This window comes from Acidobacteriota bacterium (genome assembly GCA_009838525.1).
GTDB lineage: Bacteria > Acidobacteriota > Vicinamibacteria > Vicinamibacterales > UBA8438 > VXRJ01.
This window is the reverse complement of sequence record VXRJ01000038.1, coordinates 1-15990: the sequence shown is the minus strand read 5'-3', so window position 1 is coordinate 15990 and position 15990 is coordinate 1. Positions and strand designations below refer to the sequence as shown.

The following is a 15990-nucleotide window of genomic DNA, read 5'->3' as shown; positions in this document are numbered from 1 at the left end:
GCCATGGCTTCTCTGCTCGCACTCGGTTCAGCAGCGTTGTACGGCGCGGCCGATTTCCTTGGCGGTTTCGCATCGCGGCGAACGAACACTCTCGCCATAGTCGTGACGTCGCAGTGCACCGGCCTGGCGCTCCTGGCCCTTCTGCTGCCGCTGTTGCCCGAGGCCGCGCCTTCGACGCGTGACCTGGCCTGGGGCGGCGTGGCCGGATTGACCGGCGGTGTCGGCATCACACTGCTCTTTCGTGCGCTGGCGGTGGGGAGAATGGCGGTCGTGGCTCCAACGACGGCCGTGTGCTCCGTAATGATCCCCGTAGCCACCAGTGTATTGCTCGGTGAACGCCTCGGGGGGCCGGCGCTACTCGGCATCGCGCTGGCAATTGTGGCCATCGTGCTGGTCAGCCGGCAGGGAACGGCCACCTCCCCGTCGGTGCGGGCCGGTGCGCTTCCCCCAGGCGTTGGACTTGCACTTCCGGCGGGTGTGGCTATCGGCCTGTTCTTTCTTGCCCTGGCCGAAACGGACGCCCAAGCCGGCATGTGGCCGCTCGTTGCGGCACGTGCCGTCTCGGTGACGCTTCTGAGCGTCCTGGCGCGCCTGGGCGGACGACCGCTGCGCATGGCTACGCCCACCGCCAGAATCGCCATCGCCTCCGGGGCCCTCGATATGAGCGCCAACGCGCTGTACCTGCTCGCCACCCGTTACGGGCCGCTCAGCGTCGCGGTAACCCTGTCGTCGCTGTACCCCGCGAGTACCGTCATCCTGGCGCGCGTGGTGCTTGGCGAGCACCTAAACGGCTGGCAGGTGGCCGGGGTAGCGTGCGCGCTCCTCGCGGTCGCGCTTATCGTCGGCGGTTCGGGGCTGTAGTCAGAATCGGAACAGCCGGTTGAACTTGACGACGAAGCCGCGGTTCCGCAGGTCCCAGCCGCGGTCGGGCCGCAATCCGCCGGTTACGTCGCGGTCGTCGGTGTACACGACGAACAACTCGCTGCCGGGGCTGTACTCCCAGCGGAGCCGTAGGTTGCTGCCGAACGAGTTGCTCGCCGAGTTGTACTGCAGGAGCCCGCTGAAGAACATGCGGGGATTGAAGGCGTAGTTCACGCGGGTCACCGCCAGGTTGGTCTGGAACGCGCCGTACGGCGTGTCGATCCAGTTGAACGAAATAGTCGGCTCGATCGACATCTGCGGCAGCACGGCGATGCGCCCTTGCCTGAACTCCACCGACGTCAGGTCGCCGCCGAAATACTCGCCGTACCGCGCTGCCAACGTCCCGTTGATGCGCCGTTGCTGGCCGATCGAATAGGACACCTCGCCATCGGTGAAACCGTAACCCCCGATCGGGATGGAAAAATCGGAACCGGGAGGTGTGAACGGCCGAACCAGCACCTCATAGTTGTCGGTCCCCGTGAAGGTGAGCCGGTCGCTGGACTCGAACTCGGTCTGGAACGCCACGATGCCCTGCCGCGTCTCCAGTAGGTTCTCGTCGGCCGTGACGATGTAGTCGATGCTCCCCTCCAGGCTGAACTGCCGGACGCTCTCGATGGACCGCGGCCGGGGGCTGAACCGCGCCGCGGAAAACGTGCGCCGGAAGTTATCGCGCCTGAGAAAACCGACCTCCGGCAGGAAGTTGTCCTCCACCACCAGGTGATCCACCTGGAAACCGTAGCGGTCCGCCGCGTACTCGAACTTGCCCTGGTAGCTCATGTCCTTGCCGCGGTATTCCGGGCTGGGAAGACGAGTCTGGGCGATGTAGGTAATCAGGCTGACGTTCTCGAAGAAGGCGAAGGTGCCGTCGATGCCGTACGCCTGGCTGGAGCCCGGAGCGACACGGGAGACGGAGCGGTTGGTGAACATCGCGCCGACCGAACTGCGCCGCAGGAGATCGCGCCGGAGTCGAACGACGGTGAAGTTGGTCGGATCCGAGCTGGAGACCGTCTCGTCCCCGGTATGGATGTTGAGGGCGCCGACGTCGAACTGCCCCACCTTGCCGGTGACTCGTGCGCCCCCAACGATGGGCACCACCCGACCCCGTTCCAGTCCGATCTTCCGGCTATAGAAGAGTTGCGGGACATTCACGTCGCCGAAAACACCGCCGGTCGGCCCGCCTCCCGGCCCGCCGAACCGGCCGGTGACGCCACCCCGAGCGAACCCGAAAATGCCCCGTCCTTCGAGAAAGAACTCCCGTTTCTCCGGAAAAAACAGCGGGAAGCGGGTCAGGTTCACCTGCCGCTCGTCCACCTCCACCTGGGCGAAGTCGGTGTTCAAGGTGAAATCCGCAGTCAGATTCTGCGTGATACCGTATTTGATGTCGATGCCGGCGTCGCCGCTCCTTTCGTCGACAATCGAGGGAGACGCGGTGAGATCGGTAGTAACGCCGCCGATGGCGTACGGCTTGACCTCGATGTTGCGGCTCGCCGGGGGCGGCTCCAGACCGACCAGCGTGCCGGCCGCCGAGACGCGAAAGATGCCGGCCGACCCGCTGCCGCCACCAGCCGAGATCGGCAGCCGCGTCAGGTAGACCCACTCGTTCTTGCGCCGGATGGCGCGCCGGAGCTGGATGCCCCAGATATGCGGCGGCTCCGACCGGTAACGCAGGGTCTTGAACGGAATCTCCATCTCCACCGTCCAGCCGCCATCGAAGCGGCCGGTCCGGACGTCCCAGACCGGATTCCAGTCGGCGTTCGGGTTACCCTCGTTCGTGAACTGCTGATCGGCGCGAGCGCCCAGCGGGTTGGTATAGAAGTTGAAGCCGTTGCGCCGGTCGTAGAACGTGTCGAAGAACGCCGTGAACGTATCGTTCTGGCGGAGTTGACTGGTGTCGCGCCGCATCTCGTTGGCAACCCACTGGCTCTCCGGAACCGATTCGTACAGACGGCCCGCCACGTAGACGTTCGTGTCGTCGAACATGACCCACGCCTCGGTGCGCTCGGTCGCGGGCGCGCCGATGTCGGGCACCTGCTGAATGAACCCCGTGATCGCGGGCACCGTCTCGTAGACCGGCTCGTCGAGGACGCCGTCGAGGCTGATACCCTCGTCGAGGCGGATCGCCCGAACCGTCGTCCGCCCATCCTCGTCGCGTGTCATGACAGCCGGCGGCTCCGGCGCGGGCGGGCCGTCAATGAGTCCGGCTTCGACCGCGGCGCCCGCCGGCGCGGCGGCTGCCCCGCCGGCGGTGCGGGGGGCGGAAGTGGCAGCGGTGGCGGGAGCGGCCGACGATCGGTAGCGTTCGAAGATTGCAGCCGCGCTCCCGCTCGGCGACGGAGCTGAAGGCGGTGACACTGGCGCCGGCGCCGGATCCCGGTTCGGCTGCGCTTGGGCGACCGCCGGGACGTCCCTAAGGCTCGCCGCGACCTGGTCCTGAAGGTCGAACATCTCGTCCGTCCGTCCGGTCGCCATCGCCGACCGGATGACAGTGCCACCCATCACGTCGACGACCCGAGCGGTCACGCGAATCTCGTCACCTAGGCGCTGATAGGTGCCGCTGATCACCAGCGCGGCGCCGGCGAGCCGACCCGCTTCCAGCGCCGCCTCCCAGCCTTCGCCGGGATCGTTCTCGTCGAGCGGCGGCCGGGTGGCGCGGAGCGTTCGCGTGCCCCCGGCCTGCAAGTCGGTGGCGACCGCCTCGGCGATTCCTACGCCGATCCAGTCGTCGGCCGGATTCCCGGTCAGGTTGGCAAACGGCAGCACGAGCACGGTGCCGCCGGCTCCCTGAGCAGCCCCGGGCTCTCGGGACTGCGCCTGAACAGGCGCCATCGCCACCAGGATCAACGCGGCGGCCAGAAGCCCTGAAGCAACGCTCACTGCACGCATGGCCCTTGCTCGCACCAAAGGGTACACGAAAGTCGAGGGCGGCCTGCAAGGTGCGCCAGTCTGCTACGCTGCCCGGATGAGCAGCGCCCGACCAGACTGGGACCATCTGTTTCGCCGCGCTCGCGCCGTGGCCCGCCACGCCTACGCGCCGTACTCCGGGTACTACGTGGGCGCCGCGGGCCTCGTCGACGATGGGCGCGTCGTCGAGGGCTGCAACGTGGAGAACGCCTCCTACGGGCTGGCGCTCTGTGCGGAGTGCTCGGTGGTATGCGCCCTGCACGCGAGCGGCGGGGGCCGCCTCGTGGCGATCGCGGTAGTGGCGGGCCGGGACGCGGACGACCTGCAACCGGGCAAGCCGTGCGGCCGCTGCCGCCAACTGCTGTACGAAGCGGGTGGTGGAGACCTTCGCGTCAACGAACACCACACCATCAGCGAGATGCTGCCCGACGCGTTCGGACCCGACGCATTGCGGTGACTATCGATCAGCGCATCGACGCCGTCATGCGTCCGGTGGCGGACGCGGTCTCGGCTTTCATCTTCTTCACGGTTCCGCTGTTCGGGACGGAGATGCCACTGATCGTGCTGTGGCTGGTCGGCGGAGGACTCTTCTTCACAATCTATCTCCGGTTCATCAACGTGCGCGGATTCGCGGAAGCGGTGCGCGTCGTTTCCGGGAAGTACGCACGCGCGGGCGACCCGGGCGAGATCTCGCAATTCAGCGCGTTGACGACCGCCGTTTCGGGTACGGTGGGCATCGGCAACATGGCGGGCGTCGCGGTCGCCATCTCGACCGGCGGCCCCGGCGCCACGTTCTGGCTGATGGTCGCGGGGCTGCTCGGCATGTCGTCCAAGTTCGCCGAGTGCACGCTCGGCGTGCTCTACCGGCGCCAGAATCCCGACGGGTCGGTTTCCGGCGGACCGATGCACTACCTGGAGCGGGGACTGGGTGAACGCGGCTGGCCGGGCCTCGGCCGCCGGCTCGGCGCCTTCTACGCGGCCAGCCTGGTGTTCGGCTGCCTCGGCATCGGGAACATGTTCCAGTCGAACCAGGCGGCGGCGATCTTCATCGACATCACCGGCGGCGACGCCAGCCTCTTCGCGGGGCGCGGATGGCTGATTGGCCTGGGGCTGGCCGGCGTCGTAGCCCTCGTGATCATCGGCGGGATTCAGTCCATCGCCCGCACCACGGTCCGGCTCGTGCCGGCGATGGCGCTGCTCTACCTGACGCTCGCCGCGCTGACCATCGCCTTGAACGCCGACCGGCTGCCGGGTGCAATCGCGGCGATCTGGGAGGGGGCGTTCACGCCTTCCGGCGCCGCCGGAGGCGCGATCGGCGCGCTCATCATCGGATTCCGGCGCGCCGTCTTCTCGAACGAAGCGGGATTAGGCAGCGCCGCCATCGCCCACGCCACGGCCCGCACCCCGCAGCCGGCCAGCGAGGGTTTCGTCGGCCTGCTCGAGCCGTTCATCGACACCGTCGTGATCTGTACGGCGACCGCCCTCGTGATTACCACCACGATCTACGACCCGTCGCTCGCCTCGGGTGACGTCAGCGGGATCGAGATGACGATCCGAGCATTCGCCTCCACGCTTTCCTGGTCTCCCGTCCCGCTCGCCATCGCGGCCATCCTGTTCGCCTTCTCCACGATGATCGCCTGGGCCTACTACGGGCTGAAGGCGTTCACGTACCTGGCCGGTGAAGGACGCCTGCAGGACCTCAGCTTCAAGTTCTTCTTCTGCCTGTTCGTCGTCGTCGGCGCCAGCGTAAATCTCGGCGCGATTACCGATCTGTCGGATGCGCTGGTCTTCGTGGTCGCCATCCCGAACCTGGTCGGCCTGTACCTGATGGCGCCGATCGTCAGGCGCGAACTCGAACGCTATCGCACTTAACGCATCCCTGAGCCGGCGGGGACGAGGGCGTCAGGACTCGCGGTCCGAGCGCGTGGTGGGGTTGTTGGGATGGGTCATCCAGTTCGCGTACTCGCCGACCACTTGGCCGGTACGCGTGTCGACGGACCCCACCGGGAGTGCATCCATCGAGATGCAACCCTCCACCGGACAGACGATTACGCACAGGTTGCAGGCGACGCATTCCTCGTCGATCACCTCGAAGAGGCGCCCGTCCCGGATCGCGATCGACTGATGCGAGGTGTCCTCGCACGCGGCGTAGCAACGCCCGCACTGGATGCAATGCTCCTGGTGGATGTTCGCCTTGGCGACATAGTTGAGGTTGAGGTACTGCCAGTCGACGACGTTCCGTGCAGCGCGCCCCTCGAAGTCGCTCAGCCGCGAATACCCCTTGTCGTCCATCCAGAGCTCCAGTCCCGAGATCATCTCCTGGACGATCCGGAATCCGTAGGCCATGGCCGCCGTGCAGACCTGAACGGTGCCACAGCCGAGTGCGATGTACTCTGCGGCGTCGCGCCAGGTGGTGATACCGCCTATCCCCGAAATGGGCAGGCCCGCGGTTTCGGAATCCCGGGCGACCTCGGCCACCATGTGCAGGCCGATCGGCTTGATGGCCTGACCGGCGTAGCCGCCGTGGCTGCCCTTCCCATCGATGGAGGGCTCGGGACTGAACGTATCGAGATCGATCGACGTGATCGAGTTCACGGTGTTGATCAGGCTGACCGCGTCGGCCCCGCCCGCCTTCGCGGCGCGGGCAGCGCGCCGGATGTCGGCGACATTGGGGGTGAGCTTGACGATGACCGGCATCCGCGTCGCCGCCTTCACCCACCGGGTCACCATCTCGATGTACTCGGGCACCTGGCCCACGGCCGAGCCCATGCCCCGCTCGCTCATGCCGTGCGGGCAACCGAAATTGAGCTCCACCCCGTCCGCCCCGGTCTCTTCGACATGCCCCAGGATGCGCTGCCACGCGTGCTCCTCGCAGGGCACCATCAGCGATACGATGACGGCCCGGTCGGGATAGTCGCACTTGATCGCCTTGATCTCGCGGAGGTTCAGCTCCAGGGGACGGTCGGTGATCAGCTCGATGTTGTTCAGGCCTAACAGGCGCCGGTCCGCTCCCCACACGGCGCCGTATCGCGGGCCGTTCACGTTGACGGCCTGCGGCCCCACATCGCCCAGCGTCTTCCAGACGACGCCGCCCCAGCCCGCCTCGAACGCACGGCGAACGTTGTATTCCTTGTCCGTCGGTGGTCCCGACGCGAGCCAGAACGGATTGGGAGAACGAATGCCGAGAAAGTCGGTTGCCAGTGATGCCATGTCACGAAACTCCGGAGATTCAACCCATGAGGGCCGTATGGATGTCTTCCGCCGCGTCACGTCCCTGGGCGACTGCGGTGACAACCAGATCGTCGCCTTCCGCGACGCAGTCGCCCCCCGCCCAGACGCCCGGGAGGCTCGTGCGTCCCGGACCCGCGGTCCGGATCTTGCGGCCTTCGAGCGCCAGGCCCGCCGTGGACGGCTCGAGCGTCTGGCCGATGGCCCTGAACACCTGATCGGCGGGTAGCCGGAACGCTTCCTCGGTGTCCCGGAAGCCGTCCGGCACATCCTCCGTACGGACGAACTCCACCGCACGCACCCGGCCCTCCGTCACGAACCGCACCGGACGGGCGTTGGTTACGATGCGCACGCCCCTCGATGTCGCGAGCTCCTGTTCGTAGCCGGACGCGCTCATCCGCTCGCGCCCCTGCCGGTAGACGATGGCAACGTCCTCGGCGCCCAGAAGCCTCGCCTGCACGGCGGCGTCGATAGCGGTCATGCCACCGCCGATGACCACGACGTGACGCCCCACGGGAAGCGTCGCCAGGTCCTCGGCCTGGCGCAGTTCGGCGATGAAATCGATGGCGTCAGCCACGTTCCGCGCCCCGTCGCCGCCGACCCCCAGCGCGTTGACCCCACCGAGCCCGATGCCCAGGAAGACCGCGTCGTAGTCCTGCACGAGCCCGTCGAGGGTCAGGTCACCGCCCAGGCGCCGCCCCAACTCCACCGCGATGCCGCCGATCCCGAGCAGCCACTCGACCTCCCGTTCCGCGAAACGGTCGACCGTCTTGTAGCTGGCGATGCCGAATTCGTTGAGCCCGCCCGCCTTGGCCCGCGCGTCGAACAGGGTCACGGCGTGCCCCTTCATGGCAAGCCGGTGGGCGCAGGCGAGCCCCGCCGGCCCCGCTCCCACGACGGCGACACGGCGGCCGGTGGCGTCGGCACGCTGGTAGGGATGCCCGTCCCGCGCCATCAGGGCGTCGGTGGCGAAGCGCTGCAGCCGGCCGATCTCGACCGGTTTCCCCTCGGCTGCCTCGCGGACGCAAGCCTGCTCGCAGAGGGTCTCCGTCGGACAGGCCCGCGCGCACATCCCGCCCAGGATGTTCTGGTTGAGGATGGTCTTCGCGGCGGCCCGCGGTATGCCGGTCGAGATCTGGCGCACGAACAGCGGGATATCGATCGTCGTGGGACAGGCGGCAACGCAGGGCGCGTCGTGACAGAAGTAACATCGGTCCGCCGCGACCGCAGCCTCGTGAGCGCTATAGGGCGGATGCAGGTCGGCGAAGTTCTCGTCGTAGGCCGGGGCCGGCAGCCGGCCCGGCGCGACGCCGGGCGTCGACGTGGAGTTCGCCACTCTACTCTCCGCTCTCGCCCTTCCGCCGACGTCCGCCGGCGTCCTCGGCTGCGCCCTGCCGCAGCGTGGCGGCGTGCGGAGCATACGCGCCGCCATACGGCCCGCGCTTGATGAACTCTCCGTCCCCGGCCCGGCCGGCATATTCGCCGTTGTCGATGACCACGCGTCCCCTCGACAGCACCGTCTCCGGATAGCCCCGGACCCGGAAGCCCTCGTACGTGCTGTAGTCGATGTTCATGTGATGCGTGCAGGGGTTGCTGGCGCTGATCGTGACTTCGCGCTCCGGGTCGAAGATGACGATGTCCGCGTCGGAGCCGACCGCGATAGTTCCCTTACGCGGGAACATGCCGAAGATCCGTGCCGGGGCGGTGGACGTGATCTCCACGAACCGGTTGACGTCGATGCGGCCGGCGTTGACGCCATGGTGAAAAATGAGGCTCATGCGGTTCTCGACGCCCGGCCCGCCGTTGGGAATCCGGCTGAAGTCGTTCCGGCCCAGTTCCTTCTGTTCGCGCAGGCAGAAGGGACAGTGATCCGTCGAGATGACGTCCAGATCCTTGGCGCGGAGTCCCCGCCACAACTCGTCCTGATTCCACTTCTCCCGCAGCGGCGGCGTCATGACGTACTTGGCGCCGCCGAAGTCCGGCTCGTCGTACGCCTCGATGTCGAGGAGCAGGTACTGCGGGCACGTCTCGGCGTGCGCCATGACGCCGCGCTCCTGCGCCCGCCGCAGCTCGGTAAGTGCGTCGTAGCAGCTCAGGTGCACGATGTAGACGGGAGCCCGGGCGACCTCGGCGATGGCCAGCGCGCGGTGCGCGCCCTCCCCTTCCAGGCGGGTGGGCCGCGTCAGCGCGTGGTACTTCGGTTCGACCTTTCCCTCGGCGAGCGCGATCTTGACGAGTTCATCGATCACGACGCCGTTCTCGGCGTGCATGCAGACGAGCGTCCCGTCCTCGCCGGCCTTGCGCATCGCCCGGAAGATCGTGGCGTCGTCGGAAAGGAGGACATCCGGATAGGCCATGAAGAGCTTGTAGCTGGTCACGCCTTCGTCGGCCAGACGGCGCAGTTCCGGGACCCGCTGGCCGGGCAGGTCGGTGACGATCATGTGGAACGCGTAGTCGATCGCCGCGTGGCCGGCGGCCTTGGCGTGCCACGTGTCCAGGGCGGCCAGGGTCGAGGCGCCTCGGCTCTGGATCGCGAAGTCGACGATGCTCGTCGTGCCGCCGAACGCGGCGGCCCGGGTGCCGGTCTCGAACGTGTCCGACGACTCGGTGCCGCCGAACGGCATCTCCATGTGGGTGTGCGGATCGACGCCGCCGGGGATCACGAGCCGGTCCGTCGCGTCGAGGGTCCGATCGGCGGACACGGTCAGGTCGCGCCCGATCATCGCGACGGTTTCGCCGTCAATGAAGACGTCGGCCCGGTAGTCGTCGGCCGCGGTCACGATCCGGCCGTTCCTGATTAGTACGCTCATCCAGCTTCCACGCCGGAAACCGCGGCCGCGGCCCCGTCAACGCAGGTGGGAAGTGTAACCACGTGAGGCCGTGACCCTGGCCATTCCACAAGCAAACGGCCGGCGCTACCGGCCGGGAGGCCGTCTCGCCGCGAGCCGCTGGACGACCCTGGAACCGGGAGATCGAACGTTGGTGGGCCGCACCGCTACTGCTGGGTCTTCTCGTCCTTCGGCTTCGGCGCGTACTGGTCGATGATCTCCGGTCGGGGTCCCTCCGTCGAGACGCCGGCGCCGTCCATCAGCGCCGTGAGCACCGCGATGGTCTCGCGTGACGGGCGCGGCAGGCCGCCACGGTGGCCCTCAGCGATGAACAGCGGCGTGCGACCCATACTGTTGGGGATGTTCCAGACGTCGATGTCGGCGCCGTGGTCCGACAGCAACTGCACGACGCTCGGGAAGCTGCCGTAGGCCGCGCCATGCATGGCGGTGTCGCCCTTGTCATCGACCGCGTCGATGTCGGCGCCCAGCTCGAGGAGCAACTCGACCGCCTGGTACGCCTCCTCCTCGGTGCCCGCTTCCTCTTCCGGTGCTCCGGTGCCCAGCCCGGCAGCCGCCATCAACGGAGTGCTGCTCTCCGCGTTCGGGATGAACGGGTCGGCGTCCAGCTCGAGCAGGAGCTTCATCAACGGGACGTCCGCCCGGTCGGCGGCCAGCGCGAACGGCGTCGCGCCCCCGGTGCCAAAGCTCGATGCGGTGTTCGGGACCCGCGGCGCATTCTCGGCGAGTTGCAGGTTGACGTCGGCGCCCAAGGCCACCAGTTCGCGGACGAACTGCAGGGTGGTGAGGTTTCCGGAACCGATCGGCGAGGGATCTCCCCGATCGCTCGCGTCCGGCTTCCGGACCCAGCTCATGGTGTGCAGCGGGGCGAAACCGGTTCGCGTGTCATTCGGATCGGCGCCGGCGTTGACGAGCGCAATCGCCAGTTCGAAATGACCGTTGCGAACCGCCAGCAGCAGGGGGCTCATCCCGTCGTCCACGGGACGGAAGCTGGCATTGTTGACGGTCTCGTCGGGTCCGTCCTTCACCCGCATGAGCAGCTCGTTGACGTCCATCCCGGCGTCGAGCAGCGTCGCGACGACGTCCATGTGCCCCTCGCGCACGGCGAAGAACAGCGCGTTGAAGCCCGATGTGAGCGATGCGTCAACCTGCGCGCCGGTCTCGATCAGCGTATGGACGATGTCGTTGTGTCCCTCGTTGGCGGCCCACATCAGCGCCGTCTGCCCGCGCCGCTCGGTCGCGTTCGCGTCGGCTCCCGCCGCAAGGAGCGCCCGCACCGCATCGATGCTGCCGGTCCGCGCCGCGGTCATCAGTACCGTCTCGCCGCCTTCGAGCGCGACGTTCGGGTCCGCCCCCGCGTCGAGCAGCGCCGAGACGAGCGTCGCGTTGGCGTTCGTCGCCACCAGCGACAATGGCGGCACGCCGTAGCGGTTCGTAGCGTTGACGTCGGCGCCCGCCTCGATCAGCAGTTGCGCGGTGGCGGTGTCGTCGTAGTAGGCGGCCCAGTGGAGCGCCGTCATGCCGTCCACCTGCGCTTCGTTGACGTCGGCCCCTTCCGCCAACAGCGCGCGAACACGCTCGGCGCGCTCGTCCGCCGCGAGCGTCTCGACGGCGTCAGCGACAGCTCCCTTCTCGGCCGCCGACGCCACCGCCACGCCAAGCATCAGGATCGCCAGCGCGGCGCACGGCGCGGCGGTTCGTCCCACGGTTCGTCCGCGTCGTCCCCAGGTCATGGTTCGTCTCCCCTGCTGCTGTCGCCGCACGCCCTAGACCGGAACCGTATCGAACAGATTCGCCACCTTGCCGTCGCTGTCGCCGAACTGATCGAGGTGGACTCCCACCCGCTCGAGCAGCGTCAGGTGCAGGTTCGCGAGCGGCGTCCCCTCGGCGTAGCGAATGTGGCTCCCGCCCTGCAGGCCGCACGCCGCACCGCCGGCCACGAGGATCGGAAGGTTCTCGTGGTCGTGCAGGCTCGAGTTCCCCATCCCGCTGCCGTACAGGTACACGGTGCTGTCGAGCAGCGTCCCGTCGCCGTCCGGCGTCGCCTTCAGCTTCTCGAGGAACTCCGCGAACAACGACATGTGGAACGTGTTGATCTTGGAGATCTTCAGCAGCTTCTCGGGGTCGCCGCCATGGTGGCTGGTCGGGTGGTGTGGATCGGGTACGCCAATCTCAGGATACGTCCGGTTGCTCAGCTCGCGGGTCAACTGGAAGGTGACGACGCGCGTGATGTCGGCCTGGAACGCCAGCTTCTGCAACTCGAACATCAGCCGGGCGTGGTCGGCAAACGAGGCCGGCACGCCGACCGGACGGTCGGCGTCGATCGTTGCGTTGTTCAGCGCGCCCGCCTCGGCCCGTTCGATCTGCCGCTCGATCTCGCGGACGGTGTCGAGGTATTGATCGACCCGCATCTGGTCGGCCGGTCCGACCGCCCCCTTCAAACGCGCGATGTCGTCACTGAACGCATCGAGCAGGCTTCCCCGGCTCGCCCGCGCCGCCTGCCGCTCCTCCGCCGTGCCACCCTCGCCGAAAAGGCGCTCGAAGACGATCCGCGGATGCGCCTCGGACGGCAGCGGCGTGGTCGGCGAAGACCAGGAGAGGCAGTTCTGATAGACACAGGCGTAGCCGTTGTTGCAGACCCCGGAGAGCGGGTTCAGGTCCATCGACAGCTCGAGCGAAGGGAGCTGCGTTTCCTGACCGATCTCCTTCGCGGCAATCTGATCGACCGTCGTTCCGAGGTAGTAGTCCGAACTCTCCGTGTGCTTGGCGTAAGCCGCGCTCAGGAACCCGGAGTTGGACGTGTCATGCGTCCCCGGGTAGGAGTTCTGCAACTCCATCTTGGTGATGACCGTCAACTGGTCCTTCACCGGCTCGAGCGGACTGAGGATCGGCGTCAACTGCCCGAGCCGCCCGTCCTCGGACGGCGTCCAGCGGTCATGGTCGCACCCCATCGGAATGAAGACGAACCCGAGCCGCGGCACCGGCCGCGCCGCGGTCTTCGCCAGGGCGGTCGCCGCCGGCACCATCGCATCCAGCAGCGGCAGGGCCAGTGTGGCGCCGGCGCCCTTCAGGAAAGTCCGCCGGGGCAGGGCCATCTTGGTGATGATCATGATTCCGCTCTCCTCATCTGAAACGGTGCGCTCCGGACAATACCCAGGATGAGCGACGACAGCCGGTAGCCGTCCGGCTCGGCATCGCGCAGGATCTGACGGATCGACGGCTGATCGAAGTACTCGACGCCGCGACCCAGGGCGAAGGTCATGAGTTTCTCGGTGATCGTCCCGGCGAACAGGTCGGGACGCGTGAGCAGGCCGTCCACCAGCCCGTCGATCCCCTGGAACTCGCCGACGCCCGGCAGGGCGCCCGAGACGTCGATGGTCGGATTGTCCCCTTCGTGGTCGCGCCAGCGGCCCAGCGCATCATAGTTCTCCAGGGCGAAACCGACCGGGTCGATGGTGCGGTGGCAATTGGCGCAGACCGGGTTCGCGCGGTGCGCGGCCAAACGCTCGCGCAACGGCAGGTTCGGATCCACCTTGGCGTCCTCGAGGGCGGGGACGTTCGGCAGCGGCGGCGGTGGCGGCGCGCCGAAGATGTTGCTCAGCACCCAGACTCCGCGGATGACGGGAGACGTGCGGGTGGCGTACGAGGTCACCGACAGGACGCTGCCGTGCCGCAGCAGGCCTCCGCGCCGGCTGTGCTCGTCCAGTTCGACGCGCCGAAAGCGGGTGCCGTAGACGCCGGGGATCCCGTAGTGCTTCGCCAGGCGCTCGTTCATGAAGGAGTAGTCCGCCTGCAGCAGGTCGGCGACGCCCCCGTCCTCGCGCATCACGCTGTCGACGAAGCGTTCGGTCTCCTCGCGGAAGGCCTGGCGCAGGTTGTCGTCGAAGTCGGGAAAGAGTCGGCCGTTCGGGCTGACCGCGGGCAGGTTGCGCAACTGCAGCCACTGCCCGGCGAAGTTGCTCGCAATGTTGTACGAGCGGGGATCGGCCAGCATGCGGCGCGTCTGCCGTTCCAGTTCGTCCGGATCACTCAGGACGCCCCGTTCCGCCGCGTCGAGCAACTCGTCGTCCGGAATGCTGCTCCACAGGAAGAACGACAGCCGCGACGCCAACTCGACATCGCTCACGCGGTACGGCTCGTCCGGCGCCGCCTCCGCCGAATCGGCCTCGACGCGGAAGAGGAACTCCGGGTTCATCAGCACCGCGCCGAGCGCCCGCTCGATCCCGGCGTCGAAACCGGCGGCCGCAAGGCCCTCGCGGAAGAACGTCATCGGCGTCGCGAGATCGGCCGGGACAACCGGGCGGCGATATGCCCGCCGCATCAGCGTCGAGAGGATCTCCGCGGCGCACGCCTCCGTCTCGGCCACGTCCGCCGCGGCCTCGGCGTCGGCGTCACCCGGGTTCGCCGCGCCGGGCCGGCAGACGAAGATGCGCTGGCGGGCCGGCGTGTCGTTGGCCCCCCTGGCTTCGTACGGCCCGGTGATCGTCACCTGATAAACGGCAGGCGTCAGCCGGGGATGGCGCGTCTCGTTGAAGTGGGACTGCAGAGGCTGCCGCTCGGTCTCGAGCAGCGACGACGCGTTCTGAATGAACGTGACCCCCAGCTCGCGCGGGCCGGCGGTCGCGGCAACGCGCACCTTCAGGTTGGCGTCGACCAGACCGTCGTCGATCCGATCCTCCGGCTGCCGAACCGTGAAGTTGGCGACCGGCCAGCGGTCGAGGAGGACTTCCATGTCGTGCGGGCGCGGATCGCGCAGGCCGCCGATGTTGCCGCTCCGATTGCGGGCCAGGTTGACCTGAATGTCGTACTCGCCGTCCGCCGGGAAGTTGTGGGTTATGGCGACACCGCCGCGGGTGCCTATCGGCAGCCCCGGCACGTGCGCTTCCTGCGTCGTGTCGGGCGGCACGCGGATGACGACGCTGTCGACCGACTCGGACGTTCCGGCGACGGCCAGCCGGCTGATCCGGCGCGCGGCGGAGACGTAGCGGTCGAGCAGGGCCGGCGGCAGGTCGCCGAGGATCACGTTGTCGAAACCGTGGCCCGACTCGTCGGGCGGCAGCAACGCCTGGGCGTCGATGTCAATCCCGATCAGGTCGCGGATCGCGTTCCGGTACTCCGTCCGGCTGAGGTGGCGCAGCGTCTCGGTCCGGCCCGGGTTCGGCGTGGATTCCGCCGCGGCGTCGAGCGTCGACGTCAACCAGTGGAGCGCCGCCGTCCGTTCCTCCGGAGACGGCTGCGGCCGGTTGGACGGCGGCATGGTGGCCGTCCGGAGCTTCTGGACGACCTTCTCCCACGTCTCCGCCTCGGCCGCGATGCCGGTGGCGTCGAGGTGGTCGAGGACACCCTCCAGGCTGAAACCGGCGGTCTCGAGCCGGTCGTTGTGGCACGAGACGCAGTGTTGGCGGAACAGCCGATGGCCCTCGTCGGCGGTGAAGGCCACGCCGTCCGCCTGCTGTGCAGCGACCGGCACGGGCAGACAGAACAGAAGCGCCATGGCTCCGCATGTAGCGCGGACACACCACGCACGGACCGCGGACCGGACGCCTGGACAGACTACGACCGGCACGCGGGTATTTTAGGCCCTCGAATAGGACGATTTCAAGGCCTTTTCGGACGTTTCGCCGGCCGGATGCGCCGGTGTCCAGACCGGCAAGAGAGACAGCCGGCATGGATGCCGGCGCACCTTCTCAGTCCGGCAACGCGAAGACGTACAGCGCGTTGCCCATTTCCGGCTGATAGACCTCCGGCAGGAGTGACGCGGTCAGGCCCCGGAAGATGCCCAGCCCGGCCGGAACCGCGATGTACTGGCGGCCTCCCGCCTCGTAGGTGATCGGGAACCCGTGGGCGGCCGTGCCGAGACGCGTTTCCCACAGGACGTCGCCCGTCCGGACGTCGAAGGCGCGGAAGTAGCGATCGGCATCGCCCGCGAACACGAGGCCGCCCGCCGTAGTGAGGGCCGACGTCAAGAAGACAGCGCGCTGCTCGTGGCTCCACACCTCGTCCATCGTGCGGACGTCATAGGCGGCCAACTTCCCCAGCCGGCCGCCGGTGCCCGGCATCTCGCGAAGCTCCGCCCGGCCCGCCTCCCCGCCAC

The 15990-nt window shown here is 68.1% G+C and carries 11 protein-coding genes; 3 read left to right on the top strand and 8 right to left on the bottom strand.

Annotation, left to right across the window (positions count from 1 at the left end; genetic code table 11):
• Positions 1 to 3: 3 nt before the first annotated feature.
• Positions 4 to 861: a DMT family transporter gene (locus F4Y45_17635; GenBank protein MXY26329.1), complete on the top strand. Its 858-nt coding sequence runs from the start codon at positions 4 to 6 to the stop codon at positions 859 to 861.
• Here F4Y45_17635 and F4Y45_17630 read toward each other — a convergent pair whose 3' ends face one another.
• Positions 862 to 3804, bottom strand: coding sequence for a hypothetical protein (locus F4Y45_17630; protein MXY26328.1), 2943 nt, complete (start codon positions 3802 to 3804; stop codon positions 862 to 864). It lies immediately after the preceding gene.
• 76 nt (positions 3805 to 3880) lie between these two features.
• On the opposite strand from F4Y45_17630, the gene F4Y45_17625 reads away from it, so the two are divergent.
• Both F4Y45_17625 and F4Y45_17620 read left to right on the top strand, forming a co-directional pair.
• Positions 3881 to 4279 carry a cytidine deaminase gene (locus tag F4Y45_17625; GenBank protein MXY26327.1) on the top strand — a complete coding sequence of 133 codons (399 nt, stop codon included), beginning with the start codon at positions 3881 to 3883 and terminating at the stop codon, positions 4277 to 4279.
• A 26-nt stretch (positions 4280 to 4305) separates the two neighbouring features.
• A complete protein-coding gene (locus F4Y45_17620) occupies positions 4306 to 5694 on the top strand; it encodes an alanine:cation symporter family protein (GenBank protein ID MXY26326.1) in 1389 nt (462 codons plus the stop codon).
• A 30-nt stretch (positions 5695 to 5724) separates the two neighbouring features.
• Here F4Y45_17620 and preA read toward each other — a convergent pair whose 3' ends face one another.
• The 7 genes from preA to F4Y45_17585 form a co-directional block, all read right to left on the bottom strand.
• Positions 5725 to 7032 (bottom strand): NAD-dependent dihydropyrimidine dehydrogenase subunit PreA, encoded by a 1308-nt coding sequence (preA, locus tag F4Y45_17615; GenBank protein ID MXY26325.1) that lies wholly within the window; start codon positions 7030 to 7032, stop codon positions 5725 to 5727.
• A 19-nt stretch (positions 7033 to 7051) separates the two neighbouring features.
• Entirely contained in the window at positions 7052 to 8470 is a 1419-nt protein-coding gene (locus tag F4Y45_17610) for an NAD(P)-dependent oxidoreductase (GenBank protein ID MXY26324.1), read from the bottom strand.
• Entirely contained in the window at positions 8388 to 9860 is a 1473-nt protein-coding gene (gene hydA / locus F4Y45_17605) for a dihydropyrimidinase (protein MXY26323.1), read from the bottom strand. Before hydA ends, F4Y45_17610 begins: the two co-directional genes overlap by 83 nt.
• Positions 9861 to 10045: 185 nt before the next feature.
• Positions 10046 to 11560, bottom strand: a complete 1515-nt coding sequence (locus F4Y45_17600; protein MXY26322.1) for a hypothetical protein — start codon at positions 11558 to 11560, stop codon at positions 10046 to 10048.
• A 102-nt stretch (positions 11561 to 11662) separates the two neighbouring features.
• On the bottom strand, positions 11663 to 13006 hold the full coding sequence (locus F4Y45_17595) for a DUF1552 domain-containing protein (GenBank protein ID MXY26321.1): 1344 nt from the start codon (positions 13004 to 13006) through the stop codon (positions 11663 to 11665).
• Positions 13003 to 15390, bottom strand: coding sequence for a DUF1592 domain-containing protein (locus F4Y45_17590; GenBank protein ID MXY26320.1), 2388 nt, complete (start codon positions 15388 to 15390; stop codon positions 13003 to 13005). Before F4Y45_17590 ends, F4Y45_17595 begins: the two co-directional genes overlap by 4 nt.
• A 193-nt stretch (positions 15391 to 15583) precedes the next feature.
• A partial coding sequence (locus F4Y45_17585; protein MXY26319.1) for a PQQ-binding-like beta-propeller repeat protein occupies positions 15584 to 15990 on the bottom strand: 407 nt, incomplete at its 5' end.